The following is a 23,226-nucleotide window of genomic DNA, read 5'->3' on the forward strand; positions in this document are numbered from 1 at the left end:
CCCAAGGTGGTGAGCATGACCGTCCTGCGGAACCCCGGAGTACCGACCGAGACCGGCCAGCCGACGGAGCAGCTCCTGTCGCCGGTCAACTCGCACACCGAGTGGGATCCGCTGGAGGAGATCATCGTCGGGCGCCTGGAGGGCGCGACGATCCCCTCCGACCACCCGGTGGTGACCTGCAACGTCCCGCCGTGGGCGGGGCGGCTCCAGGGGCTCGCCGCGGGCCTGCGGTATCCGCGCATGCTCGTCGAGCAGGCGCAGGAGGAGATCGACCGGTTCGTCACCCTGCTGGAGTCCCTCGGCGTCACGGTCAGGCGCCCGGACGCGGTCGACCACCGGCGCCGCTTCGCCACCCCCGACTGGTCCTCGCGCGGCTTCTGCAACACCTGTCCGCGGGACAGCATGCTCGTGATCGGCGACGAGATCATCGAGACCCCGATGGCGTGGCCGTGCCGGTACTTCGAGACGCACTCCTACCGGCCCATCCTCAAGGACTACTTCCGGCGCGGCGCGCGCTGGACGGCGGCACCCAGGCCGCAGCTCACGGACGAGCTGTTCGATCCGGACTTCCGGGTCCCGAAGGACGGCGAGCCCATGCGGTACATCCTCACCGAGTTCGAGCCCGTGTTCGACGCGGCGGATTTCGTCCGGGCGGGACGGGACCTGTTCGTCACGCGTAGCAACGTCACCAACCGGACGGGCATCGAATGGCTGCGCCGCCACCTCGGGACGGAGTACCGCATCCACGAGATCGAGAGCCGCTGCCGCACGCCCATGCACATCGACACGACGTTCGTCCTGCTCGCGCCCGGAAAGGTGCTGATCAACCCCGAGTACATCGACCCCGACCGGCTGCCCGGCATCCTGGACTCCTGGGACGTCCTGGTCGCCCCCGAGCCGGACCCGATCGACGAGCGGCTGCTCAAGGTCACCTCGATGTGCGGCAAGTGGCTCAGCATGAACGTGCTCATGATCGACGAGCGGCGCGTGATCGCCGAGCGGCACCACACCGGCATGCTGCGGGCTCTGGAGAAGTGGGGCTTCGAGCCGATCCCCTGCGACCTGCTGCACTACGCGCCGTTCGGCGGTTCGTTCCACTGCGCGACACTCGACGTCCGGCGTCGCGGCTCGCTCCAGTCGTACTTCGACTGACCCGCCGCCCGGGGGCAGTCCGGCGGGCGGATCTCAGGCGCCGCTGCCGCCCGTCCCCAGCCGCAGTCCCGCCGCGAGGGCGGCGAGGTCGTCCGGCGTCCGCGGGCCGGGCGCCGACTCGGTCAACACGCCCTGGGCGCGGAGCAGTGCCGCGGCCGCGGCGCCCCACGGCAGCCGCAGCCCCGCCTCCCGCAGGAGATCCGTCCGGGCCAGAACCGTGGGCGCGGGCCCGGTGCGGACGCCGGTCGGCGTGAGGAGTGCCGCGTCGTCGGCCCAGCGCAGGGCGAGGTCGACGTCGTGGGTGGCCATCACGACCGTGGTGCCCCGCGCGCGGAGCCCGTCGAGCGTGGTGAGGAGCCGTTCCTGGCCGTCGGGGTCGAGCCCGGCCGTCGGCTCGTCGAGGACGAGGACCCGGGGCCGCATCGCGACCGCCCCCGCGATCGCGGTCCGCTTGCGCTGCCCGTAGGAGAGCAGATGGGTGGGCCGGCCGGCCAGGGCGGCGATGTCCAGGGCGTCGAGCGCCTCCGCCACCCGCGCCCTCACCTCCGCGTCGGGCAGGCCGAGGTTCAGCGGGCCGAACGACACGTCCTGCTCGACGGAGGCAGCGAACAGCTGGTCGTCCGGGTCCTGCACGACCAGCTGGACGGTCGTCCGCAGCCGGGTCAGGCCCGTGCGGTCGTACGACACCGGCCGCCCCTCGACCGTCAGCCGGCCTTCGTGCGGCTTCAGTCCGCCGCTGAGCAGCCGCATCAGGGTGGTCTTGCCGCTGCCGTTGCGGCCGAGCAGCGCGAGCGCGCGCCCCTCGCGGATGTCGAAGTCGAGGCCGCCGATCACGGCCGGGCCGTCCTCGTAGGCGAAGGACGCGCCCCGCAGGGCGACGAGGGCGGGCTCGCTCATGTCAGCGGCCTTTCCAGGACGAGGGTGAGGACGGCCAGCGCCGCGAGGAGCGCGCAACTGGCCGCCGTGAAGCGGACGGAGACCCGGGCCTCGGGCACCAGGACGCGCAGGGTGCCGTCGTAGCCGCGCCCGGCGAGACCGGCCTGGAGGCGGGTCGCCCGGTCGAAGGCCCGCACGAACGCGGTGGCGCCCAGCCCGGCCAGGGAGCGCCACTCCGCGGCCCGGCTGGTGTGCCCGAGCCGGGCGGCCTGGGCGTCCCGGATGCGGCGCACGGAGTCCAGGAGCAGGAAGCTCATCCGGTACGTCACCAGGGCGACGTCGACGACCGGCGCGGGCACTCCGGCCTTCACCAGCCGCGGCAGCAGGTCGGACATCGGCGTGGTGAAGGCGAACAGCAGCACGCCCAGGGAGGCCGCCGAGGTGCGCAGCAGCAACTCCCCGGCCCGCACCGGCCCGTCACCGGCGAGGGAGACCAAGCCCCCCGGCCCGCCGACCTGGACGAGCAGGGTGACCGCGCCGGTCACGCAGAAGCCGAGCGGCACCCGGTAGGCCCGCCACAGCCGCCGGCCGGGCACGCCGGCCGGACCCAGCAGCAGGGAAAGGGCCGTCACGAGCACCAGGGCCGCGCCCGGCCAGGGCGGCAGCGAGATGGCCAGCACGGTGAGGCCGAGTCCGAGCACGGCCTTGTCCACGGGATGGCGGCGGCGCCAGCGACTGCTGTGCGCCGCCGCGTCGATCGGCAGCACGCGGCTCAGGCCCCTTCGGCCCCGGACGCCCCCGCGGCGCTCACGGCACCCGCGTCATCGGCCTCCTGACGGGCCATCGCCCGTTCCTCGCCCTGGCGCCGGCCGCGCCGCAGGCCGAAGTAGTAGGCGAGAACGCCCGCGCCGATCGCCGCCTGGAGGGCGAACAGCGCCGACTCGATCTCCCCGGACGGCGGCTCGTACAGCGGTGAGAACCAGGGCTCGTAGTCCGGGTCCAGCTCGGTGATGGCCGTCTCCGCCTGGGCGTCGGCGCCCGCGAACGGCTCCTCCTTGTGGTCGCCGAGGCCCAGCGCGAGCGGCAGCACGGCGAGCGCGGCCACGACGAGCAGCAGCACCAGGTTGATCTTCGTGTTCCGGCTCATCGGGCCACCGCCTCGGTCTCGGTCCGCGCCTGCTTCCCGGCCAGGAGCACGCCCAGCCGGGTCAGTTCGCCCTTGCTGGACTGCACCAGCAGCCGCATCACGAGCACGGTCAGCAGGCCCTCGCTCACCGCGAGCGGGATCTGCGTGACGGCGAAGATGGCGCCGAACTTGCCGAGCGCGCCGAGGAATCCGCTGCCCGGGTCGGGGAAGGCCAGCGCCAGCTGCACGCTGGTGACGCAGTAGGTGGACAGGTCGGCGACGAACGCCCCGGAGAACACCGCCACCATCAGCGGCACGTCGTACCGCCGCAGCAGCTTGTAGACCGCGTATCCGGCCCAGGGCCCGGCGATCGCCATGGAGAAGACGTTGGCGCCGAGGGTGGTGAGGCCGCCGTGCGCGAGCAGCAGGGCCTGGAAGAGCAGGGTGATGGTGCCCAGCACCGCCATGATGGGCGGCCGGAACAGGATGGCCCCCAGTCCGGTGCCGGTGGGGTGGGAGCAACTGCCGGTGACGGACGGCAGTTTCAGGGCGGACAGGACGAACGTGAAGGCGCCGGAGGCACCGAGGAGCAGGGTGCTCTCGGGGTGCTCGCGCACTTCACGGGTGAGCGACCGGACTCCGTGGACGACGAACGGCGCCGACGCGGCGCCCCAGGCGACCGCGTGCGCCGGAGGCAGGAAACCCTCGGCTATGTGCATGGCTCAGCAGACCCTCTCCAGCACCTCGTGGATGGTTGACGCGCCTTGGCCGGTCTCCTGGCTGACGGGTACCACCGCCCGTGCTCCGCCTTCCCGGGTCCTTGAGGACCCAGTGGCTGCCCGTGAGGGCCGGAGCCGGACTTCCCGATTCACAGTGGCGAGGGCCGCACCGGCATCACACCGGATTTCCCGTTCACCAAGGCGTGGTGACAATAAGGCCGGGATAAGGGCGATGACAAGCCACGCAGGGGGCGCGCGAGGGGGCGCCCGCTCGCACACCGGCGCAATCCTCCCGCGGATCCGCGCGAGACGGGCGGCGCCCCGGCCCCACGACCACCGGCCGCGTCAGTCGTCGTCGCCGTCGTCTCCGTCGTCGCCCTCCTGGATCTTGTGCGGCTTCTCCTGCTTGGGCTTCTCCGCCTGCTCCGGCCCGCTGGTCGCCTCCTCCGTGGGGGCCGTGGCGCTGGGGGTCGGCGAGGGAGGGGCCGGGGAGACGGACGGAGTCGTGGACGGGGTGACATCGGCCACTGTGCCCGCGCCGGGAGCGGTGGCCGGTTCCGGGTCGGAGGAGAGGGGCGAGGCGGAGTCGCCGGACGCCGGGGCGGCCGGGCTGCTCGCGGACGGTGAGGCGTCCGGATCCGTGCCCTCCGTCGCGGTGTTGTCCGGGGAGAACCACAGCATGCCGGCGAGCATCGCCGCGACGAAGAGCGCCGCCGCGGCGATCGTCGCGGCGGTTCTCGAGCTGCTGCCGAGGCCGCCGCGCGGTGCGGAGCGGCGTGCACGCCCGGCCTGGTGTGTGCGGGTGGTGTGCAGCGCGGGGGCGCCGGGCAGCGCGTACGTGGACACGCTGCCGGTCTCGGGCGGCGGGTACGTTCCCGGTCCGGAGGGCGGCACCGGGGACGCGGCCTCCGGCAGCGGCTCGGGCAGCCCCCGCCAGGCGCCGCCGGCGAACCACTCGGCGGCCTGCTGGGCCGAGGGCCGGTCCTCGGGCTGCTTGGCGAGCAGCCCGAGGAGGTAGCTCTCGAAGGCCGGTGGCAGACCGGCGACACCCAGCTCGCGGGGCGGCACGGGGGCGGTGTCGAGGTGCTGGTGGAGGAGGGCCACGGCGGTGTCGGCCTGGAACGGCGGGCGGCCGCTGAGGAGCTGGTAGAGCACGCACCCCAGGGAGTACATGTCGGAGGCGGGCCCCGCGGGCTGCCCCAGGGCGCGTTCGGGCGCGAGGTACAGGCCGGTGCCGACGATCTGGCCGGTGGCGGTGAGCGCGGCACCGGGGTCGTCGAGGAACCGCGCGATGCCGAAGTCGCCGATCTTCAGGGTGCCGCCCGCGTCCAGCAGCAGGTTGGCGGGCTTGACGTCGCGGTGGACGATGCCCTGCGCGTGTGCGGCGGCGAGCCCGGCGGCGGCCTGCGCGGCGAGGGAGGCCACCCGCTCGGCGGGGAGCGCGCCGGACACGGCGAGCACCCGGGCGAGGCTGTCGCCCTCGACCAGCTCCATCACCAGGTACAGCCGGTTGTCGTACTCGCCGAAGTCCAGTACACCGACCACGTTCGGGTGGTTGAGACGCCCGGCGGTCTGGGCCTCCAGGCGGAACCGGGAGGCCGCCGTGGCGTCGGTGTCCTGGGGCAGCAGCAGCTTCACGGCCACCGCTCTGGCGAGCGTCTCGTCGTACGCCCGCCAGACCTCTCCCATTCCACCGCGCCCGATCTCAACATCCAGCCGGTAGCGGCCCGCTAGCAGCACTCGTCCTCGTCTCATGCGTGTGGGAAGGTCATCGCCGCAGGCCGAACTCCCCGTGGTCGCACGGGGCTTGGTGGGGGGTGCCGCAGCCGACCCAGGATACTGGCGTCGCGTGACCGCCGTTCTCCGGAGCGGTGTCCGCGGGCGGTACGGTCCCGAAAATCCCGGAAGGGGGGTGTCGCCCGCCGGAGTGACGCTCCCGCGCGGGTGGTTGCCGCACGGTGGGTCAGGACGCCGCCGCGGCCCCCTCCTCCCGGCGCGGCAGCAGCGCCACCGCCAGGGCCGGTACGGCCGCGAGGACCAGCCACGGCACCGCGGCCGGGAGTCCCAGGTCGAGCAGGGAGCCGGTGGCCGCGCTGCCGACGAGCACGATCAGGCCGGATACGGAGGACAGCGCACCCATGTACAGGCCGAGCCGGCCCTCCTCGGCGAGGTCGGGCACCCAGGCGCGGGCGGCGGGCACGACCAGCATCTGCCCCACGGTGAGCAGCACGACGAAACCGGCGGCCGGCAGCAGCCCGGCGGCGCCCGTCCAGCCGGCGGGGCGCGCGGCGGCCACCACCGCGAAGCCGGACGCGATCAGCAGCAGCCCGGCGGTCATGGAGCGGCGCAGGCCGAGCCGGTCGCCCGCCCAGCGGGTCACCGGCAGCTGAGCGAACACCACCAGCACCGAGGACAGGGCGAACAGCCAGGACAGCGGCGCCTGGGAGCCCGCCGCGCGCTGCACCTCGTCCGGCAGGGCCAGATACAGCTGGTTGTAGGCGAGCAGGTACGTGCCGTACGCGCAGCACAGGGCCAGGAAGCGGCGATTGCGCAGCAGCACGCGCGCCCCGCCCCGCTCCCGGACGCGGACCCGGCCGGGGATGTGCTGCGGCATCAGCCACAGGTGCCCGGCGAGGACGAGCACGAAGACCGCGGCACCGGCGAGGCACGCGGTGCGGAAGTCGACGGCGAGCAGCAGCGCGCCCAGCAGCGGTCCGACGAAGGCCCCGGCCTGGCCCGCCACGCTGAACAGCGCCAGCACCCGGGTGCGCGGGCCGTGCCGCTCCTCCTCCCAGACCACCGCCTGGCGGGCCACCTCGGACTCCACGGCGGGGGAGAACAGCGCGGCGGCGAAACCGATCACCAGCACCGCCCCGATCACGGCCCCGCTCGCCTCGGCGTACCCGAGCCAGGCGAACCCGGCGATGCGCAGCACGCAGCCGGCCAGCACGACCGGGCGCACTCCCCACCGGTCGACGAGCCAGCCGCCGACCACGAACAGCCCCTGCTGGCTGAAGGTGCGCAGCCCGAGCACGAAGCCGACCAGCCAGCCCGCCATGCCGATCGCGGTGCCCAGGTGCTCGGCGAGGAACGGCAGGACGGCGTAGAAGCCGATGTTGAAGGCGAGTTGGGTGAGGATCAGCAGCCGCAGCAGCGGGGACAGGTCCTTCCAGAGCCGCCAGGTGCTCTCGCGCGGAGCGCGCGGGGCCTTGGACGTACGGGCGGTTCGGCGGGGCAGTACGCGGGAGATACGGTCGGTCATCGTTCTTCTGTCGGTGAGGTGGACACGGGGACCAGGAGGGCGTCGGGGCGGCTCTGCCGCCGTTCCGGGGCGGGCTCGGCCCGCTTCCCGGGCGGTCCGGCCGGGCGGCCGGGGCGCGTTCGCCGGGGCAGTCGTACGCCGCCCGCGGCTGTCACCGCGAGCGCCCCGAGCAGGGCGAGCACTGCGGCGGGGAAGAGGACGGCCCACGGGGCACGCTCGGCGTAGGGCTGGTTCTCGGCGAGCAGCAGGCCCCACTCGGGCGACGGCGGCTGGGCGCCCAGGCCGAGGAACCCGAGCGCGGCGAGGCTCAGCGCGACGCCGGGCAGCCGCAGCAGGGCGTGCCGGGTGACCGGCGGCAGCACGGCGGGCAGCAGTTCGTGCCGCAGCAGGTACCAGCGGCCGGCGCCCAGGGCACGCGTGGCGGCCAGATGTGTGGTCGCGCGCTCCTGACGCAGCAGGGAGGAGGTGTGCGCGGCCAGCGGGGCCCAGGCCACGACACCCACGGCGAACGCCGGTGTCCAGGGGCCGCTGCCCGCGATGCCGGCGACGAGCAGACCGGCCAGGACGGGCGGTACGGCGCTGACGGTGTCGACCAGCGGCCCGGACAGCCTCGGCAGCAGCCCGAGCAGCAGACCCGCGACCAGGGCGGCGGCGCTCACCGCGAGGGCGATGCCGAGGGTGGTCAGGGCGCCGTGGGAGACCCGGGCGAGGACGTCCCGGCCGAGCGCGTCCGTGCCGAACGGGTGCGCCAGGGATGGGGCTTGCAGCCGGGCGAGGGTGTCCAGGGCGAGCGCGTCACGGGGCAGGCCGAAGCCGATGACGGCGGCGAGCAGGGCCCCGTACAGCAGGGGCAGCGTGCGCGGCGCGGGCGGGCCGGGCCGGTGCGGGGAGTGCAGCGCGCCGTCGCGCAGCGCGGGCCCGACCAGCAGCCGGACCGCGAGCCGGGCGAGGAACCCGGCGGCGGCCGCGAGCAGGACCAGGGCGAGGGTGCCGGTCTGGAGGACGGGCAGGTCCTGGGCCAGGGCGGCCTGAAGGGTGAGCCGGCCGAGGCCCGGGATGTCGAAGATCTGCTCGACGGCGACCGACCCGCCGGTCAGGCCGACGACGAACAGGCCCAGGTTCGGCAGCAGTCCGGGCACACAGCGCCGCACGGCCTGCCGTGCCACGGAGTTGGGCGGCACGCCGCGTGCCGCCGCGGCCACCGCCCACGGTTCGGCGAACGCGCCGGGCAGCAGGTCGTCCAGCAGCCGCCCGAGCACCGCCCCGGCGGGCAGGCCGAGGGCCAGCGAGGGCAGCACCATCCACTGCGGCCCGTACCAGCCCAGGGCGGGCAGCCAGCCCAGCTGCACGCCGATCACCGAGGCCAGCACCGAGGCGACGAGGAACTCGGGCAGGGCCGCCAGCACGGCGGTCGCCGTGCCGCCGGGACCGCGCGCACCGAGCCGTCCCCGCGCACCGAGCCGGAGCGTGCGGGCGCACACCGCCGCCGCGGTGCCCGCCGCGACCACGAGGGCCCCGGCCATCAGCAGCAGCGACGCGCCGAGCGAGTGCACGACGTCGGGCAGCACCTGCGTGCCGGACACCCACGAGGTGCCCGCGTCTCCGCGCGGCAGCCCGCCCAGCCAGCGGCCGAGCAGCGCCCACGGGCCGTCGTCGAGGCCGAGTTGGTCACGGATGGCGCGCAGCGTCCCGGGTGCCGGGTCGCGGTCGGCCGAGCGGGCCTTGAGCACGGTGAGCGCCGGGTCGGTGCGCGACAGCCACGGCAGCAGGCCGATCGCGGCCACCAGGGCGGCCGTGAGCACGGCCCGCCACAGCAGCGTCGGGCCGCCGCCCCGCGCGAGGACGCGCAGGGCGGCGAGGCCTCTGGTCACGGGGGAGATCCTGAGCACCGCCTTGCTCAGGAGAAGGGGATCTCGAAGTGCACGACCCCGCTGCCGCCGCCGGGCACTTCCTCCCGCTCGTCGCAGAGCACCTTGCCGAGCGTCCGCCACAGGCCCATCGCCCCGGGCGAGTGCGGGTACGTGTGCAGGTACACGGACCGGTAACCGCCGTCGGCCCGCGCGAACTCCAGGAGGCCCTCGACCAGTTGCCGGGCCAGTCCGCGCCGCCGGTGCTCGGGGCGCACGTACACCCGCCGCAGCTGCGCGGTCTCGCCCGAGGGGAACCGCTCGGCCAGCCAGCGCGGGTTCGGCGGATGTGCCGGCCCGCGCGCGTCCAGCGCCGCCGTGGCCGCCACCGTGCCGTCCCGCCGGTCCACGGCCACGAGGAGCGTGTGCCGCGGCGGGGCGATGTAGAACGACACCGGATCGATGATGTCGGCGTGCCACCGCGGCACATAACCCGTGTCGAAGTCGCGGTACACCGTGTCGAGCATCACCACCCGGGCCCCGTCGACGTCGGCTGTCGTGGCTTCCCTGATGATGTAGTCGCGCATTTGCGCATCATATGCAAATAGCTTGGGCGCTCAGTCGGGGGCCGCCGAAGTGATGTGGCTCAGCACGCACAGCCAGCGTCCCTGCCGCTTCACGTACACGTCGGTCGTCCACTCGTCGGCGTCGTGGCGCTCGCCCTGGAAGTGGGCCGTGTTCGTGACCCGCCCGGTGACCAGGGCCGTGTCGCCGTAGACCCGGACCCTGGGGCGCGTCCTGAGGTCCATCGCCGAGTGGGTGAGCGCTCCGGACTCGACGAGGGTGAGGAACTTCTCCTTCGGGTCGATCCCCGACTCGGAGACGATCACCCACTCCTCCGCCATGAAGCTCGCGATGCGCGCGGGGTCGTTGGAGACGATCGCTGCGGCCCAGTCCTCGGCCAGGTCGACGAGCTGACGGGCCTCGACTGATTCGGGTATTTCGCTCATAGGACGACCGTAACGGGGGAGCCCTCGGCGTGTCTCCCGACTCACAGGCACGGGCCCTGGCCCGTTCAGCTCTGGGACGGGGTGAGTACCACGAAGTCCGCGTTCGCCGGGTCGAGGCAGACGGCCAGCCGGCCGACGCCCTCCATGTCCTCGGGGCCCATCTGCACGGTGCCGCCGTTCTCCCTGACCGCGGCCACCGCGGTGTCGCAGTCGGCGACGGCGAAGACCGGGTGCCAGTACGGCTGCCCGTTCGTCAGCGAGAGGTTCTCCTTGCCCATCTCCATGAGGCCGCCGTGCATGCGCTCCTCGGGCAGCCCGGCGGGGGTGATGAGGGTGTACGTGCCCGCGCCGCCCGGCAGCGGCATGTCGCTGAACTGCCAGCCGAACAGGCCGCCGTAGAACTCCTTCGCCGCCGCGGCGTCGCTCGTGTACAGCTCGACCCACGACAGCGAGCCCGGCTGGTCCACCAGCTCCATGCCCGGGTTCGTCCCCGGCTGCCAGACGGCGAACTGGCCGCCCAGTGGGTCGCTGTACTGCGCCATCCGGCCCCACTCGTCGAGGTCCATCGGCGCCACCCGCACGGTGCCGCCCGTCTGCTGCACGGCCTGGGTCGTGGCGTCCGCGTCGGTGACGCAGTAGTACAGCATCCAGGCCGAGCGGGCTCCCTCCTCGGTGAGCTTGCCGAGCCCGGCGACGGTCTTGCCGTCCTTCTTGAACGTCCCGCCTTCGAAGTCCTCGCTCTCGCCCATGGGCTCGTACTCCCACCCGAGCACCGCGCCGTAGAAGGCCGCGGCGGCCCGGACGTCCGGGGCGCCGAGGTCGAGCCAGCAGGGGGAACCGGGGGCGTACTCGGTGGTGATCATGGCGATGCATCCCTTTCGCAGATCCTGTCTGCCCAGCGTGGCACCGGGCACTGACACTCGCCCGTCGGCCGCTCCCCGGTCGGGTGAGCGCCGGCCCGGGGAAAACCGGGATCATGGCCCGGTCGGGTGGTCGCGGAACTCTGTGCGGTGAGGGCGGTGGGCGGGCGTGGTGGCCGGCTGGGAGTGGGACGACACGTTGTTCGCGGGGACCGCCGCCTACTACGAACGGGGGCGGCTGCCGTACGCCCCCGGCCTGGCGGACGCGCTCGCCGGGGCGTTGCGGCTGGACGGGCGGGGCCGCCTCATCGACGTGGGCTGCGGACCCGGGACCATCGCGCTGAGCCTCGCGCATCTGTTCGGCGAGATCGTCGGGGTGGACCCCGACAGCGGCATGATCGCCGAGGCGGCGCGCGCAGCCGCCGGCCGCGGAGTGGGCGACAGGTCCCGGTGGGTGCAGGCCCGCGCCGAGGCCCTGCCCGCGGGGCTCGGCACGTTCTCCGTCGCCGTCTTCGGCCAGTCCTTCCACTGGATGGACCGCGACCTGGTGGCGGCGACCGTCCGGGACATGCTCCGGCCCGGCGGGGCCCTGGTGCACATCTCCGACCTGAAGACGGAGACCCGGACCGTCGACGGCCTGCCGCACCCGGCGGTCCCCTACGCGGCGGTGGACGAGCTGGTCAAGCGGTACCTGGGCCCCGTGCGGCGAGCGGGCCGCGGGCTGCTTCCGCAGGGGACGCCGGGCGGCGAGGCCGAGGTGTTCGCGCGGGCCGGATTCTCCGGCCCCTGGCGGCTCGTCGTGCCCGGCGGGCAGGCGCTGGAGCGGAGCGTCGAGGATGTCGTCGCCTGGGTGTTCTCGATGTCGTTCTCGGCTCCGCACCTGTTCGGAGAGGGCCGAGGCGACTTCGAGGCGGACCTGCGCCGGCTGCTGCGGGAGGCCTCCGCGTCGGGCCGGTTCTCCGAACGGGCGCCGAGCACGGAGGTCTTCGTGTGGGGGAGGGACTCGTCCGGGTGATGACCGAGCGGCGGCCGGGCGGCGTCAGTGGACTGACAGCCCGCCGTCGACGAAGACCGACTGCCCGGTGATGTAGGACGACGCCGGGCTCGCCAGGAAGACGGCCGCGCCCGCGAAGTCGTCGGCCAGGCCGTTCCGCCCGATCATCGTGCGGGCGGCGAGGGCGGCCACCTTCTCCGGATCCGACGACAGGCGCGCATTGAGCGGGGTCATGACGAAGCCCGGCACCAGGACGTTGCAGGTGACACCGCGCGGCGACCACGCCTCGGCCTGGGATCGCGCCAGCGCCTCCAGCCCGCCCTTGGAGGCGCCGTAGGCACCGCTCTGGACGAACGCCCGGTGCGCCTGCTGCGAGCTGATGTGCAGGATCCGCCCGTACCCGCGCTCCGCCATGCCGGGCCCGAAGCGCTGCCCCAGCAGGAAGGGCGCCTCCAGGTTGACGGCCATCGTGGCGTCCCACACGTCCTCGGTGAGCTCGTCCATCGGCGGACGCAGGTTGATGCCGGCGCTGTTGACGAGGATGTCGGGCTCCCCGAACGCCTCGACCGCGCGCTCGGCCGCCGTCCGCACCCCCTCACGCGTGCTCAGGTCCGCGCTGACCCACGCGGCGCGGCAGCCCTGAGCCGTCAGTTCCTCGACCGTCGCGGTCAGCCCGGCCTCCGTGCGGGCCACGACCACCACGCTCGCCCCGGCCCGCGCGAGGGCTCGGGTGATGGCGCGGCCGATGCCGGAACTGCCGCCCGTGACCACCGCGACCCGGCCCTCCAGGGAGAACAACTCGGAGAGATAGCCCTGCGTTCGCGGGGCCGTCTGGGGCTGGTGCGGCGGCTGTGTCGTCATGGCGTGCACTCTAGATCGACCGGCCGGCGGCACGACTCTCCCGGTACCCGATATCTGGCGCGAATACCCCCGGGGGGTATATATTCAAGGTCATGGACCACACCACTCATGAACCTGCGAAGCACCCGCACGGGGCGGCGGCCTCCTGGGGGACCGCCGTGAAGGCGACGCTGCACTGTCTGACCGGGTGTGCGATCGGCGAGATCCTCGGCATGGTGATCGGCACCGCGCTGGAGTGGGGCAATGTGCCCACCATGGCGCTGGCGATCGGGCTCGCGTTCCTCTTCGGCTACTCGTTCACCCTGTTCGCGGTCCTGCGGGCCGGCCTCGGCCTCCGGGCCGCGATCAAGGTCGCGCTGGCCGCGGACACGGTCTCGATCGCGGTGATGGAGTTCGTGGACAACGCGATCATCGCCCTGACCCCGGGCGCGATGGACGCCCACCTGACGGACACGCTGTTCTGGTCCGCGCTGCTCGGCGGTTTCGCCGTCGCCTTCCTGATCACGACCCCGATCAACAAGTGGATGATCGGCCGGGGCAAGGGCCATGCCGTCGTCCACGCCCACCACTGACGCGCCGGAGTCCGGCACTCAGCCCGTGAGCAGTCGTACCTGTCCCTCGGGCAGTTTCGCCCACCAGTGGTGGTAGCGGCGGTAGACCTCGGTGTCGCGGTCGGCCAGCAGTCGCGTCAACGACGCGGCCTCCGCGGCGAGCCCGTCCCACGCGGCGGGCGGCAGGGCGTGGAACGCCGTCGCCTCGATGCCGCCGTCGACCGCGCGCCACACGCCGGCGACCCGGCCGTCGACCAGCAGCGTGGGCAGCACGTCACCGTTCACGCGGATCACCAGACGGCGATAGGCCGGGGGAATCACGCGGCTGCGGTCGGCGTGGGCCAGCAGGACGCTGTCCCACATGGCCATGAGCCGGGGAGGGGCCGGAGTGTCCGCCGGTGGCCGCGGGGCGCCCGGTACGTCGTACAGGACGGTCCCGTCCGGCCCTCTCAGCTGCTCCACCGTGTCGGCCAGCGCGAGCAGCGCCTGCCGCACGGGCTGCCGCGGCACCATGGCGAACTGCGCCACGTCCGCCACCGACGCCGGGCCGAAGCCCCGCAGATGACGCAGGACCAGCTGCGCGAGCGACTCCATCACCGTCTCCCGCCCCTTGGACACGGGGCCGGTCCGCGCCGCGGTGAACAACGCCCGGGGGCCGAACGACCACGGCCCGCCGGTCGGGACATGGAGCAGCGGCGCGTACGCCTTGAGCCCCCACCACGCGCCGGCCTTCTTCTCGCTCCCGACCCGCTCCGCCAGCCACGCCTGCAGCTCGGCGGCCGTCCGCGGCCGGTCGGCGAAGTCCAGCAGCTCCGGGACGAGCGCCTCGCCGTCGGCCGGCGTGAGCCCCGCCGCGGCGAAGCGGAATCCGAGGCGCGAGGCGTACAGCGTCTGCTGCATCGCCTCGCGGAGCACCTGGTGGTCGTCCGCGTGGACCGCGTGCAGCGTGATCCGCATCAGGGTCGCCTTGACCACCGTCCGGCGCGCGAAGGCGGCGTCCAGCTCGGCCGGATCGAAGCCGGCCAGCCTGTTCCACAACGCCAGGTACGGCGAAGCGGCGTGCTGCGCCTGGAGTGCCACCACGCGCCGCACGGCCTCCCCGGCCTCCATCGCCTCCCGGCCCAGCAGCAACTGGCGTCCGAGGGTGGCCCGGTTGAGTTCCTGCGCGGTGATCTCCACGCGGGGATTCTGCCGTGGCCCGCCCGGAGTCACAGGTTCCCGAGCAGTGTCCTGGATCACATCTCGTGGATTGAGTGTCCGGCCCGGGTGATGCCCGTACCCATGGGTGACGGGGCGGGGCCGGATGCGAGGATGAGGCGCCATGACAGCTGGGTGGTGTGCTCGCGCGATACGGGCCGCGGTGTTCGCGGCCGTCTGTGTCGTGCTCGCCGCCCTGGGGCACGTCATGATGTCCGGCGACCACGTGCCCCCCTCGACGCTGGTGGCCGGCTGGGCCGTGACGGGTGTGGCGGGCTGGTGCCTGGCGGGCCGGGAGCGCGGGCTCCGGCTCGTCGTCGCCGTCGCCGTGGCCGTCCAGACGGCCCTGCACTCGGCGTTCTCCCTCGCGCCGCAGGCGCCGGACGCCGGGGCGGCGGGAGACGCCCACTCCCTGAGCGCCCACTCCATGGACATGGGATCCATGGGGCACGGCATGGGCTCCATGGACTCCATGTCCCAGCACATGGGGCACATGGGACATGCCCCGGGTGGTGACTCGTCCCTCGGCATGCTCGCCGCCCACCTGCTGGCCGCCCTGCTGTGCGGACTGTGGCTGGGCCACGGAGAACGGGCCGCCTTCCGTCTGCTGCGCGCCGTGGGCGGGTGGCTGGCCGCGCCCCTGCGGCTGCTGATCGCGCTGCCGGCGCCGCCACCCCCGCCCGTACGCGTACGCCGGCCTTCTTCGGACCGGGCGCCACGCCTCCTCCTTCTCGTCCACGCGATCACCTCCCGAGGACCGCCCGCGGGGGCCGCTGCCGCCTGACGGCAGCCGGTCATCCCGGGGCAGCCCGTGTGCGCCCCGGTCTCGGTCGTACCTCCGCAGGTCGGTGCGCCGCGCTGCCCGCGGGCAGCCCCGCCTGCCCGCCTCACGCGCGCCCGACGGGTACGGCCGCACCCCGCTCACCGGACCGCGCGGCCACGCGCGCACGCCGGACACCCGAGTGTCCCCGTGCCCGCCCGTGCGCCCGTGGTCCCGGAAACCCGAGAAGGACATCAGGTGATCACTCCTGCCCTGCCCCTCGCCCACGCGAGACCGGCCTCCTCCGACGAGTCGGCGACCGCCTGGGCGCTGGCCGCCCGGGGCGGCGACGCCGCGGCCGTCGACCGGTTCGTGCGCGCCCTGCACCGTGACGTCATCCGGTACGTCGCCCATCTGTGCGCCGATCCGCAGGCCGTGGACGATCTGGCGCAGGACACGTTCCTGCGGGCGCTCGGCAGCCTCCACCGGTTCGAGGGCCGCTCCTCGGCCCGCGCCTGGCTGCTCGCCATCGCCCGGCGCGCGGTGGCCGACAGCATCCGGCACACCGCCGTACGGCCCCGCCCGGCCGACCTGCCGGACTGGGAGCTGGCGGTCGAGCGCGCCCAGCCGTGCGGCCTGCCCGGCTTCGACGACGGCGTGGCCCTGCTGGAGCTGCTGGCCGGACTGCCGGACGAGCGGCGCGAGGCGTTCGTCCTGACCCAGCTGCTCGGACTGCCGTACGCGGAGGCCGCCGAGCTGAGCGACTGCCCGGTCGGCACGGTCCGCTCCCGCGTGAACCGCGCCCGGGCGACGCTCATGGCCCTGCTCGCCGAGGCGGAGGCGGAGGCCCGGCCACCGGTGGCACCCGCGGCGGCCGCGGCCTGACCCGGTGCGGCGCGAGCGGCCAGCCGGCTCAGGCCGTTCGCGTCACCCCCACCGGGTTCCTCGTGGCCGGAGCCGCCTCCTGGGTCTCGCGGTTTAGGAAGTGGAACCCGGGCCGGGGATGCATCAGGAAGTCGTGATGCGAGATGTTCCACGCGTAGGCACCCGCCAGGGAGAACACCACCCGGTCCCCGGCCCGGAGCTCCGGCAGGGGCACGCGGCGGGCCAGCACGTCCTTCGGCGTGCACAGCTGCCCTACGAGGGTGACCCGGCCGCCCCCTGCCGCCGGCCGCGGCCAGGGGTGCGGCCAGCCCTCCACCGGCAGGACGGAGCAGGGCTGGTCGTGTCCCTTCGTCGCCGGGGTGCGCAGGTGGTGGGTGCCGCCCCGCAGGACGGCGAACTCCTCCCCGTGGCTGCGCTTCACGTCCAGCACCTCCGTGGCGTACCAGCCGCAGTACGCGGTGAGCGCCCGGCCGGGCTCGATCCGCAGCGTCAGCCCCGGATGCTCCCCGGCGATCCGGGCCAGGCCCTCGCCGTACGCGGCCCAGTCGAAGCGGCGCTGCGGGGCGGCGTAGTCGACGCCCATGCCGCCGCCGACGTTCACCTCCGTGATCGGCACACCGAGCCCGGTGGCCCAGCCGACCACGCTCCGGGCGACCGCCAGCAGGCCGGCCGCGTCGAGTCCGCTCGCCAGGTGGGCGTGCACGCCCCGCGGTTCGAGCTGCGGATACGTCCCGTCGGCGAGGGCCCGGAGCATGGGCTCGGCCCGGGCCGGGTCCATGCCGAACGGTGCCGGCCGCCCGCCCATCGCCAGTGCGCTGCCGGCCAGTGAGCCGTCGGGCACCGGCAGGTTGACGCGCGGCAGCACGGCGACCCGCCGCCGGGGCGCGACGCGGCGGGCCAGCTCGGCCAGCACGCGCAGCTCGTGCTCGCTCTCGACGTGGAAGCGCTCGACGCCCAGCTCCAGCGCGGCCGTCACCTCGTCCGGCGTCTTGCCCGGCCCGCCGAAGGCCAGCGGCCGGCCCGGCACCGCCGCGGCGACATGGGCGAGTTCACCACCCGACGCGACCTCGTATCCGTCGACGCGGGGTTCCAGCGCGGCCAGGATCTCCGGCTCCGGGTTGGCCTTCGCCGCGTAGTACAGCTCGACCTGCTCGGGCAGCGCGGCCCGGACCCGGGCGGCGTGCGCGCGCAGGGCACCCAGGTCGTAGAGGTAGGCCGGTAGTTCGGGGGACGCGAGGGCCAGGGCCTGGTCGCGCACCGCGGGTGTGGGGAGGGTCATCGGGCGCTCCTCTCCATGACGTCCCCGCCCCGCAGCACATCCTCGGCCAGCGGCGACGGCAGCCGTACGTACCCCGCCGCCCGGTCGGGCCTGCGTTCCCAGCGCGTCAGCAGGTTGGCCTTGGCGGGCAGCGGCACGCCGGCGAGCAGGGCGGCCAGGCGGGGCGGGCAGCCGTGGCGGCCGGCGTAGGCCCGCAGCGTGTCGCGCACCCGCGCCCACAGCGCCGCCTCCGCCTCCGGATGCAGGTCGGCGAGGGCCGCGAGCAGCTCGGCCACGTGGTTGACCAGCAGGCAGTACACGACCCGGTCCCAGCCGCGCCGCGCGTCGTACGTCATCGGCCCGGCCACCTCGGGCGGCAGCGCGGCGAGCGCGTCCGCGTGCCGCTCGGGCAGCAGTTTCGTGCCCTCCAGGTCCCGGAAGAGGACCTGGGCGGGCCGGCCGCCGCCGTCGACGCACAGCAGCACGTTCTGCAGATGCGGCTCCAGGACCAGCCCGTGGTCGAAGTAGGCGGCGAGGACGGGCGGCAGGAGGAGCTCCAGGTACGCCGACCACCAGTCGAGCGCCGTGGCCGCGTCCGCCCCGGCCAGGAGGCGGGAGACGTGCGCGGCACCCGTCGGGTACTCGTCGGCGACGGCGGCCGCCAGGAGGGGAGTGGTGCCCGGCGCGAGCCGCCGCGGCAGGCCCTCGCGGACGATGACGCCGAAGCCCTCCAGCAGATCGCGGTCGGGTGCGCCGCCGGGGCCGGGCAGGGCGAGCGTGCGGTAGGCGGGTTCGCGGAGCACCGCACTGCCGGGGAAGCGCCGGGCGAGGTCGGAGAGTGCCGGGGCCAGCGCCCGGGTGAGGGCGACCGCCCCGGACAGCTCGTAACTGCTGTTCTTGCGCAGGCAGTTGGTGATCCGCACGTTCAGGCTGAACTTCAGGAACGTCTCTCCGTCGTACAGCGTGCGTACGGACGCGGTGGCCGCGAAGGGCCGCCCGCCGGGGCCCAGGTCGAGCACGTCACCGCGGTCGAGCGCCGCGCGCAGCAGCGGATGCCGGCGCAGCGTCTCGTACTGCCAGGGGTGGGCGGGCAGGAGCAGGTAGCCGTCCGGGAGGCCGGCGCGCTGCCGGTCGAGGGCGGCGGTGGCCCACGGCTCGGCGCTCTCCTGCGCGATCAGGTGCTCCCGCACGGCGAGGTGCCGCAGCGGGAAGGAGGCGCCCGTCTCGGGTGCGTAGGCGGCCCAGGAACGCGGGTCGCCGGTGCGGGCCTTGGGCGTGGGATGGAAGCGGTGCCCGAAGAGCAGGGACTGCTCGGAGGCGAGATAGGCGGACAGCGGATCGCCCGGCAGACCGGGGGCGGGCCTGAGGGCGGGCCCGGCGGCGAGCGCGGCGGCGACGGCCGCGTGACTGGACGCGACCTGCTCCAGGAACTCCTCGTTGCGCACCCCGGTGCGCAGGGACAGCTCGTCGCGGGTGTGAGCGGCCAGCCGTCGCCAGTCCACGTCCGCCCAGCCGCCGTCCCGCTCCTCGCGCACCGGACCGGTGAACCGGTGGGCGCCGAGCAGGGAGGTGCGGCGCAGCGCGACCCGCAGCAGCACCCCGCGGCGGGGCAGCCGCAGCAGCAGATGGCCGTCGGCGACGACGGTCTGGCGCTCGGGCCCGGACACCTCGCGCAGCAGGCAGTTCAGCAGGGTGTGGGCCACCACGTCGTCGGCGGTGGGCAGGTCGGCCGGTGCGGCGGTGCTCCGGCCGGTCGAGTCGGTCAGCGAGGCCATGCGGGGCTCCAGCGGGTACGCGGGTCGAGCGGGGCGACGGGGTGGATGCGGGGGAGGGGCGGCGACGGATCCGCCGGTCCGGCCGCTTGCGGGGATCATGGGGAACCCCCGGAAGGCAGCAGGTAGTTGGGCCCGGTGGTGTAGTGCTTGTTGATGTCGGCGGCGCCCGAGCGCTCCTTGGTGAGCAGCGTCCCGGCCGTGACCATCGCCTTCACCGGCAGCTCCGGGGCGTCCAGGACCCGGGCGCGCAGGACGTCCCCGGCGTCACCGCCCAGCCGGTCCACGGCCTCGGACAGCCGCCGGCGCACCAGCCGGAGCAGCACGGGCAGCGGGGCGCGGCCGTGCCGGGCGAGTCCGAACGCGTAGGCGCCCGCGCACAGATGGACGGTGACGGTGGCGAACAGGTCGGCCACCGGGCCGTCGTCCGTGCCGAGGATCCGCGCGTCGTCGAAGTCCCACGGGCCGGGGAGCCGGGCGTGCAGCCGCCGCGTGTTGATCCGCGGCCCGTCGTTGTCCTTGAACAGCAGCCGGAGACTGCCCGGCCGCAGCACCAGCGAGATGTTCTGCTGGTGCGACTCCAGCGCGACGCCGTACCCGAAGAGCGTGGCCTGCCAGTCGAACAGCAGCGTCAGGCAGGCGTCGAGCAGGGCGAGCGGGTCGCCGTCGTGGAAGCGGTCGGCGAGATGGTCGAGGACCAGCCGCCCGTCCGGCGCCTCGGCGAGGAGCGCCGCCATCGGTACGACGACCGCGTCCCGGACATCGGCCGGGAGGCGGCGGCACAGCACGGCCAGCAGCTCGTGTCCCGCGTGGGCGTACGTGGTCTCGTCGGCGTGCAGGATCGTGTCCCGGAAGCGGGGCTCGTGTGCGGCGACCTGCTCGACCAGCCGCTGTCCGACGGCCCCGTCGACGAGCGTGCCGGGCTTGATCGACCGCTTGTTGCGGAGCCCCAGCGAGGAGGTGTCCAGGGGCAGTTTGAGGTGCAGTGCCGGATCCGCCGCGGTGGCGACCGTCCGCATGGACAGGGTCGGTACGACGTCGAGGCCGGCGCGTTCCGCCAGGATCGCCCGTCCGTGCAGGCCGGTGGCGCGTAAGGCCTGGTCGAGCGGCGGGCCGACGGTCAGCGGGTGTACCGGCAGGGCGAGGTGCGTGTGCTCCAGCCCGGCCAGACCGAGCCGCGCGGGCGTGGGCCACGGCTCCGGGAGCGTGCCGACCAGAGCGACCGCTTCCCGGGGTACGGCGAGCCAGCGCAGCGGGAACCGCGGCTGGAACTCGGGCGCGTACGACCGCAGTTGCTCCTCGTCCAGCCCCGCCCGGCCGCGCGCGGTGGGGTAGACCGGATGGTCCGCACGGGCGGCGAGCGTGTCGAACGCCAGGCCGCTGGCGAGGCCGGTCCAGCGCGCCGGGTCGGGGCCGTGGCGGGCGGTCAGCCGCCCGGCGACGGTGTCGCGGGTGTCCGCGTGCAGCCGTACCGTGGCCAGCGTCTGCCGGCACTCCTCCGCGAAGGCGTCGAACCCGCCCCGGTCCGCGGGCTCGGCGAGCGCGCGGAGCGCGTCCAGCACGTCCTCGTACGACGTCAGCTCGGTGCCGTCCGACGCCCGCACCAGGAGCGGCAGCCGGGCGGCGTACGCGCACTGGAAGCCGTCCTCGGCGACCGGCAGCAGCAGCGCGTCACGCCCGGCGGTGCGCCGCAGCCAGGGCCCGTCCGGGCGGTGGACGAGGGTGCTCCGGGTGCGCAGCCCGACGACGTCCTCGCGCAGCAGCGCGCTCAGCACACGGGTCAGCAGCTCGGCCGCGCAGGTGTCCGGCGGGGTCGGCAGTACGGTCACGCCGCGATCTCCCAGCGGAGGGTGGCCAGGAAGCCGGCCGCCACGCGGTCCACGGTCTCCTGGTCGGTGCCGGTGGCCCGCAGGACGCCGAGGTAGTCGCGGTTGGTGCGGTACAGCTCGTGCCGCTCGCCCACCGCCCGCAGCGGACGGTACGTCAGACGCACGCCGTCCACGGTGAGTTCGCTCGCGGCCGGGGCCTCGGTCAGGGTCCCGGCCCGGTCGGCGCACGGGTACTCCAGCAGGGCGGCCCCGTCGCGCCGGGCGCCCAGTTCGGCCGGGAGCGGTTCGCCCAGGTGGGTGCGGAGGATGTGCTCGAACAGCGGGATGCCCAGGAGCTGCCCGAGCAGCAGGTCGCACTGGTCGCCGATGGCCCGGTAGTTGACCTCGATGATCCGCGCACGCCCCTCGTGCACCACGAACTCGGTGTGGCAGGCGCCGAATCCGACCCCCAGCGCGTCCAGTTGGGCGAGGACCTGTGTGACGACCGGCTCGGGGTGGGCCGGGACAAAGGTGAGGCGCTCCTCGACGAAGTACGGCGGCGGCGACACCTCGGTGCGGAAACCGCCCAGGACGTGCCGGACCCGGCCGTCGCCCAGGGTCTCCAGCGTGTGCAGCTCGCCGGGGAGGTACTCCTCGACGACGAGGGCGGTGCCGGGCCGCCGTTCCAGGATCTCCCCGGCCCGGACGACCAGGTCGTCGGGGCCCTCGACGAGGACGACGTCCTCGCTGGCGACGCCCTCGCGGGGCTTCACGACACAGGGGTAGGGCGCATCCAGCGGGGCCGGTTCGGTGAGTTCGGCCAACCACACGGTGTCCGCTCCGGCGGCGGCCAGCCGACGGCGCGTCTCCGCCTTGTCCTTGCAGCGCAGGGTGGCCCGCCAGTCCTTGCCCGGCAGGCCGAAGTAGCCGGCGGCCAGGGCGGCCTGGGTCTGGAGGTGGTCGCTGTTGGTGAAGACGGCAGCGGGAGGGCGGTGGGCCGAGCGGGCCGAGATCCGTGACACCACGGCCCGGAAGTCCCGCACGTCGCACTCCAGGACCTCGACGTCCGGGTGGGTGCCGCGGTGGGCGTCGGGCTGGTCGGTGAGAACGGTGACGTCCAGGCCCAGCCGGGCGGCGGCGGGCAGGAATCCCTCGGTGACGGAGTCGGTCGGGTTGAGGGCGAGCAGGTACAGGCGCATGACGGTCTTCCCTTGGTGGGTTGGGGTGGCGGCGGGCAGCCCAACCGCGCGACCCCCGTGACGTGGACGGCCCTTGATCGACGGGCGTTCACGAGCAGGTCCGACGATCTTGTACCTTAGGTTAGCCTTGCCTATCCAATCGCGGGTTGCAACTGCCCGTAGGAGTGATCGATGCGCACTGCCCAGGAGTCACCGCCGACCCTCGCCACCGTCCTCGGCGCCGCCTACCGGCGGCTGACCGGCATCTGCGAGGCGCTGACCGTCGAGGTCGCGGACCCCTGGACGGCCGCCGGGCAAGGGGCCATCCGCGCGAGCGAACTGACGTCGGATCAGGGCACGCTCGACGCCTTCCTGGACGCGGAGGCGACCCGCGTCCGCACCCGCCACGGCCTCACCCCGCGCCCCCACGTCACCGCCTCGCGCGCCCTGCACGGCTACGCCTGGTCGATCGCCCTCCTGATGAGCGGCGTGTGGTACCTGGAGCGCCGCGTGCCGCGCATCCGGCCCCGGTCGGTGTGCCTGGACCTCGCCTCCGACACGTACACGATCACCCCCGAGGCCCGGGTCGCCTGTTTGCCCGGCGACCCCGTCGGCGCACTGCCCGGAGCGGTGACCGTCGCCGGCGAGGAGGCCCTGCGGGCCGAGCTGCGCGCCGCGGTCGCCGACCACATGCGCCCGCTGCTCACCGCCCTCGGCCCGGCCGTACGCCGCGGCCCGCGCGCCCTGTGGGGCATGGTCGGCGACGACCTCGTCTCCGGCATCTGGTACCTGGGCCGCACCCTCGGTCGCGAGGACGACGCCGTACGCGCCGCGACCGCCCTGCTCCCCGAACCCGTCGGCCCGTACCCCGCCGGAGCGGACTTCCGCCTCCTGACCGGCGCCGACGGCCGGCGGCACCGGACCCGCACCCGCGCGGGCTGCTGCCTCTACTACGCCATCCGGCCCGACGAGGCCTGCGCCACCTGCCCCCGCACCGACGACGCGGAACGCCTGCGCCGTCTGGAGTCCTGACACACTGTCAAGATCGCCGCGGCCGACCACCGGCCCTCGCAGCGTGGTCCGCATCTCTTCCAGGGCGGCCCTGGCTCT

General features: G+C 74.5%; 22 protein-coding genes and 1 riboswitch. Of the genes, 6 read left to right on the forward strand and 16 right to left on the reverse strand.

Annotation, left to right across the window (positions count from 1 at the left end):
• Positions 1 to 15 precede the first annotated feature (15 nt).
• On the forward strand, positions 16 to 1,152 hold the full coding sequence (locus IE255_RS34525) for an amidinotransferase (RefSeq protein WP_190054359.1): 1,137 nt from the start codon (positions 16 to 18) through the stop codon (positions 1,150 to 1,152).
• Positions 1,153 to 1,185: 33 nt separating this feature from the next.
• Here the strand turns inward: IE255_RS34525 and IE255_RS34530 are convergent, their stop codons facing one another.
• The 10 genes from IE255_RS34530 to IE255_RS34575 form a co-directional block, all read right to left on the reverse strand.
• A complete protein-coding gene (locus tag IE255_RS34530) occupies positions 1,186 to 2,049 on the reverse strand; it encodes an energy-coupling factor ABC transporter ATP-binding protein (RefSeq protein ID WP_190054360.1) in 864 nt (287 codons plus the stop codon).
• Positions 2,046 to 2,795, reverse strand: coding sequence for a cobalt ECF transporter T component CbiQ (gene cbiQ / locus IE255_RS34535; protein WP_190054361.1), 750 nt, complete (start codon positions 2,793 to 2,795; stop codon positions 2,046 to 2,048). The genes IE255_RS34530 and cbiQ overlap by 4 nt, the downstream gene beginning before the upstream one ends.
• A gap of 5 nt (positions 2,796 to 2,800) precedes the next feature.
• Positions 2,801 to 3,175, reverse strand: a complete 375-nt coding sequence (locus tag IE255_RS34540; protein WP_190054362.1) for an energy-coupling factor ABC transporter substrate-binding protein — start codon at positions 3,173 to 3,175, stop codon at positions 2,801 to 2,803.
• Positions 3,172 to 3,873: an energy-coupling factor ABC transporter permease gene (locus IE255_RS34545; protein ID WP_190054363.1), complete on the reverse strand. Its 702-nt coding sequence runs from the start codon at positions 3,871 to 3,873 to the stop codon at positions 3,172 to 3,174. The genes IE255_RS34540 and IE255_RS34545 overlap by 4 nt, the downstream gene beginning before the upstream one ends.
• Before the next feature lie 30 nt (positions 3,874 to 3,903).
• A riboswitch (cobalamin riboswitch) is annotated at positions 3,904 to 4,089 on the reverse strand.
• A gap of 129 nt (positions 4,090 to 4,218) precedes the next feature.
• Positions 4,219 to 5,628 carry a serine/threonine-protein kinase gene (locus tag IE255_RS34550; RefSeq protein WP_229906722.1) on the reverse strand — a complete coding sequence of 470 codons (1,410 nt, stop codon included), beginning with the start codon at positions 5,626 to 5,628 and terminating at the stop codon, positions 4,219 to 4,221.
• Between the two features lie 208 nt (positions 5,629 to 5,836).
• Entirely contained in the window at positions 5,837 to 7,135 is a 1,299-nt protein-coding gene (locus tag IE255_RS34555; protein WP_190054364.1) for an MDR family MFS transporter, read from the reverse strand.
• On the reverse strand, positions 7,132 to 8,937 hold the full coding sequence (locus IE255_RS34560; RefSeq protein WP_190054424.1) for an ABC transporter permease subunit: 1,806 nt from the start codon (positions 8,935 to 8,937) through the stop codon (positions 7,132 to 7,134). Before IE255_RS34560 ends, IE255_RS34555 begins: the two co-directional genes overlap by 4 nt.
• A gap of 95 nt (positions 8,938 to 9,032) precedes the next feature.
• Positions 9,033 to 9,569, reverse strand: coding sequence for a GNAT family N-acetyltransferase (locus IE255_RS34565; protein ID WP_190054365.1), 537 nt, complete (start codon positions 9,567 to 9,569; stop codon positions 9,033 to 9,035).
• Between the two features lie 30 nt (positions 9,570 to 9,599).
• Complete coding sequence (locus IE255_RS34570) at positions 9,600 to 9,992, reverse strand: nuclear transport factor 2 family protein (RefSeq protein WP_190054366.1); 393 nt, start codon at positions 9,990 to 9,992, stop codon at positions 9,600 to 9,602.
• A 65-nt stretch (positions 9,993 to 10,057) separates the two neighbouring features.
• Positions 10,058 to 10,855 carry a VOC family protein gene (locus IE255_RS34575; RefSeq protein WP_190054367.1) on the reverse strand — a complete coding sequence of 266 codons (798 nt, stop codon included), beginning with the start codon at positions 10,853 to 10,855 and terminating at the stop codon, positions 10,058 to 10,060.
• A 166-nt stretch (positions 10,856 to 11,021) separates the two neighbouring features.
• On the opposite strand from IE255_RS34575, the gene IE255_RS34580 reads away from it, so the two are divergent.
• Positions 11,022 to 11,867, forward strand: a complete 846-nt coding sequence (locus IE255_RS34580) for a class I SAM-dependent methyltransferase (RefSeq protein WP_190054368.1) — start codon at positions 11,022 to 11,024, stop codon at positions 11,865 to 11,867.
• 24 nt (positions 11,868 to 11,891) lie between these two features.
• Here the strand turns inward: IE255_RS34580 and IE255_RS34585 are convergent, their stop codons facing one another.
• Entirely contained in the window at positions 11,892 to 12,707 is an 816-nt protein-coding gene (locus IE255_RS34585) for an SDR family NAD(P)-dependent oxidoreductase (protein WP_190054369.1), read from the reverse strand.
• Between the two features lie 92 nt (positions 12,708 to 12,799).
• Here IE255_RS34585 and IE255_RS34590 point away from each other — a divergent pair, with 92 nt between their 5' ends.
• Positions 12,800 to 13,279 (forward strand): DUF4396 domain-containing protein, encoded by a 480-nt coding sequence (locus tag IE255_RS34590; protein WP_190054370.1) that lies wholly within the window; start codon positions 12,800 to 12,802, stop codon positions 13,277 to 13,279.
• 18 nt (positions 13,280 to 13,297) lie between these two features.
• Here IE255_RS34590 and IE255_RS34595 read toward each other — a convergent pair whose 3' ends face one another.
• Positions 13,298 to 14,437, reverse strand: a complete 1,140-nt coding sequence (locus tag IE255_RS34595; RefSeq protein ID WP_190054371.1) for a winged helix DNA-binding domain-containing protein — start codon at positions 14,435 to 14,437, stop codon at positions 13,298 to 13,300.
• 142 nt (positions 14,438 to 14,579) lie between these two features.
• Here IE255_RS34595 and IE255_RS34600 point away from each other — a divergent pair, with 142 nt between their 5' ends.
• Together IE255_RS34600 and IE255_RS34605 are read left to right on the forward strand one after the other, a co-directional pair.
• Positions 14,580 to 15,239: a hypothetical protein gene (locus IE255_RS34600; RefSeq protein ID WP_190054372.1), complete on the forward strand. Its 660-nt coding sequence runs from the start codon at positions 14,580 to 14,582 to the stop codon at positions 15,237 to 15,239.
• Between the two features lie 234 nt (positions 15,240 to 15,473).
• Positions 15,474 to 16,100, forward strand: a complete 627-nt coding sequence (locus tag IE255_RS34605; RefSeq protein WP_190054373.1) for a sigma-70 family RNA polymerase sigma factor — start codon at positions 15,474 to 15,476, stop codon at positions 16,098 to 16,100.
• Between the two features lie 28 nt (positions 16,101 to 16,128).
• On the opposite strand, the gene IE255_RS34610 is transcribed toward IE255_RS34605, so the two are convergent.
• From IE255_RS34610 to IE255_RS34625, 4 genes are all read right to left on the reverse strand, one after another.
• Positions 16,129 to 17,379, reverse strand: a complete 1,251-nt coding sequence (locus tag IE255_RS34610) for a type III PLP-dependent enzyme (RefSeq protein WP_190054374.1) — start codon at positions 17,377 to 17,379, stop codon at positions 16,129 to 16,131.
• Positions 17,376 to 19,133, reverse strand: coding sequence for an IucA/IucC family protein (locus tag IE255_RS34615; RefSeq protein ID WP_190054375.1), 1,758 nt, complete (start codon positions 19,131 to 19,133; stop codon positions 17,376 to 17,378). Before IE255_RS34615 ends, IE255_RS34610 begins: the two co-directional genes overlap by 4 nt.
• A gap of 95 nt (positions 19,134 to 19,228) precedes the next feature.
• Complete coding sequence (locus tag IE255_RS34620; RefSeq protein ID WP_190054376.1) at positions 19,229 to 20,959, reverse strand: IucA/IucC family protein; 1,731 nt, start codon at positions 20,957 to 20,959, stop codon at positions 19,229 to 19,231.
• The gene (locus IE255_RS34625; protein ID WP_190054377.1) at positions 20,956 to 22,137 is read right to left on the reverse strand and encodes an ATP-grasp domain-containing protein; all 1,182 of its coding nucleotides are present in this window, start codon (positions 22,135 to 22,137) and stop codon (positions 20,956 to 20,958) included. Before IE255_RS34625 ends, IE255_RS34620 begins: the two co-directional genes overlap by 4 nt.
• 171 nt (positions 22,138 to 22,308) lie before the next feature.
• On the opposite strand from IE255_RS34625, the gene IE255_RS34630 reads away from it, so the two are divergent.
• Positions 22,309 to 23,148, forward strand: coding sequence for a (2Fe-2S)-binding protein (locus IE255_RS34630; protein WP_190054378.1), 840 nt, complete (start codon positions 22,309 to 22,311; stop codon positions 23,146 to 23,148).
• Positions 23,149 to 23,226: the final 78 nt, after the last annotated feature.

The organism is Streptomyces lomondensis (assembly GCF_014651035.1).
Lineage (GTDB): Bacteria > Actinomycetota > Actinomycetes > Streptomycetales > Streptomycetaceae > Streptomyces > Streptomyces lomondensis.

Excerpts from the sequence above, each read along its gene's own strand:
- IE255_RS34545 (WP_190054363.1), bottom strand. The coding sequence starts at position 3,873 with ATGCACATAGCCGAGGGTTTCCTGCCTCCGGCGCACGCGGTCGCCTGG.
- IE255_RS34600 (WP_190054372.1), top strand. The coding sequence starts at position 14,580 with ATGACAGCTGGGTGGTGTGCTCGCGCGATACGGGCCGCGGTGTTCGCG.
- IE255_RS34525 (WP_190054359.1), top strand. The coding sequence starts at position 16 with ATGACCGTCCTGCGGAACCCCGGAGTACCGACCGAGACCGGCCAGCCG.
- IE255_RS34550 (WP_229906722.1), bottom strand. The coding sequence starts at position 5,628 with ATGAGACGAGGACGAGTGCTGCTAGCGGGCCGCTACCGGCTGGATGTT.
- IE255_RS34555 (WP_190054364.1), bottom strand. The coding sequence starts at position 7,135 with ATGACCGACCGTATCTCCCGCGTACTGCCCCGCCGAACCGCCCGTACG.
- IE255_RS34630 (WP_190054378.1), top strand. The coding sequence starts at position 22,309 with ATGCGCACTGCCCAGGAGTCACCGCCGACCCTCGCCACCGTCCTCGGC.
- IE255_RS34610 (WP_190054374.1), bottom strand. The coding sequence starts at position 17,379 with ATGACCCTCCCCACACCCGCGGTGCGCGACCAGGCCCTGGCCCTCGCG.
- IE255_RS34575 (WP_190054367.1), bottom strand. The coding sequence starts at position 10,855 with ATGATCACCACCGAGTACGCCCCCGGTTCCCCCTGCTGGCTCGACCTC.
- IE255_RS34570 (WP_190054366.1), bottom strand. The coding sequence starts at position 9,992 with ATGAGCGAAATACCCGAATCAGTCGAGGCCCGTCAGCTCGTCGACCTG.
- IE255_RS34590 (WP_190054370.1), top strand. The coding sequence starts at position 12,800 with ATGGACCACACCACTCATGAACCTGCGAAGCACCCGCACGGGGCGGCG.
- IE255_RS34625 (WP_190054377.1), bottom strand. The coding sequence starts at position 22,137 with ATGCGCCTGTACCTGCTCGCCCTCAACCCGACCGACTCCGTCACCGAG.
- IE255_RS34530 (WP_190054360.1), bottom strand. The coding sequence starts at position 2,049 with ATGAGCGAGCCCGCCCTCGTCGCCCTGCGGGGCGCGTCCTTCGCCTAC.
- IE255_RS34585 (WP_190054369.1), bottom strand. The coding sequence starts at position 12,707 with ATGACGACACAGCCGCCGCACCAGCCCCAGACGGCCCCGCGAACGCAG.
- IE255_RS34615 (WP_190054375.1), bottom strand. The coding sequence starts at position 19,133 with ATGGCCTCGCTGACCGACTCGACCGGCCGGAGCACCGCCGCACCGGCC.
- IE255_RS34565 (WP_190054365.1), bottom strand. The coding sequence starts at position 9,569 with ATGCGCGACTACATCATCAGGGAAGCCACGACAGCCGACGTCGACGGG.
- IE255_RS34540 (WP_190054362.1), bottom strand. The coding sequence starts at position 3,175 with ATGAGCCGGAACACGAAGATCAACCTGGTGCTGCTGCTCGTCGTGGCC.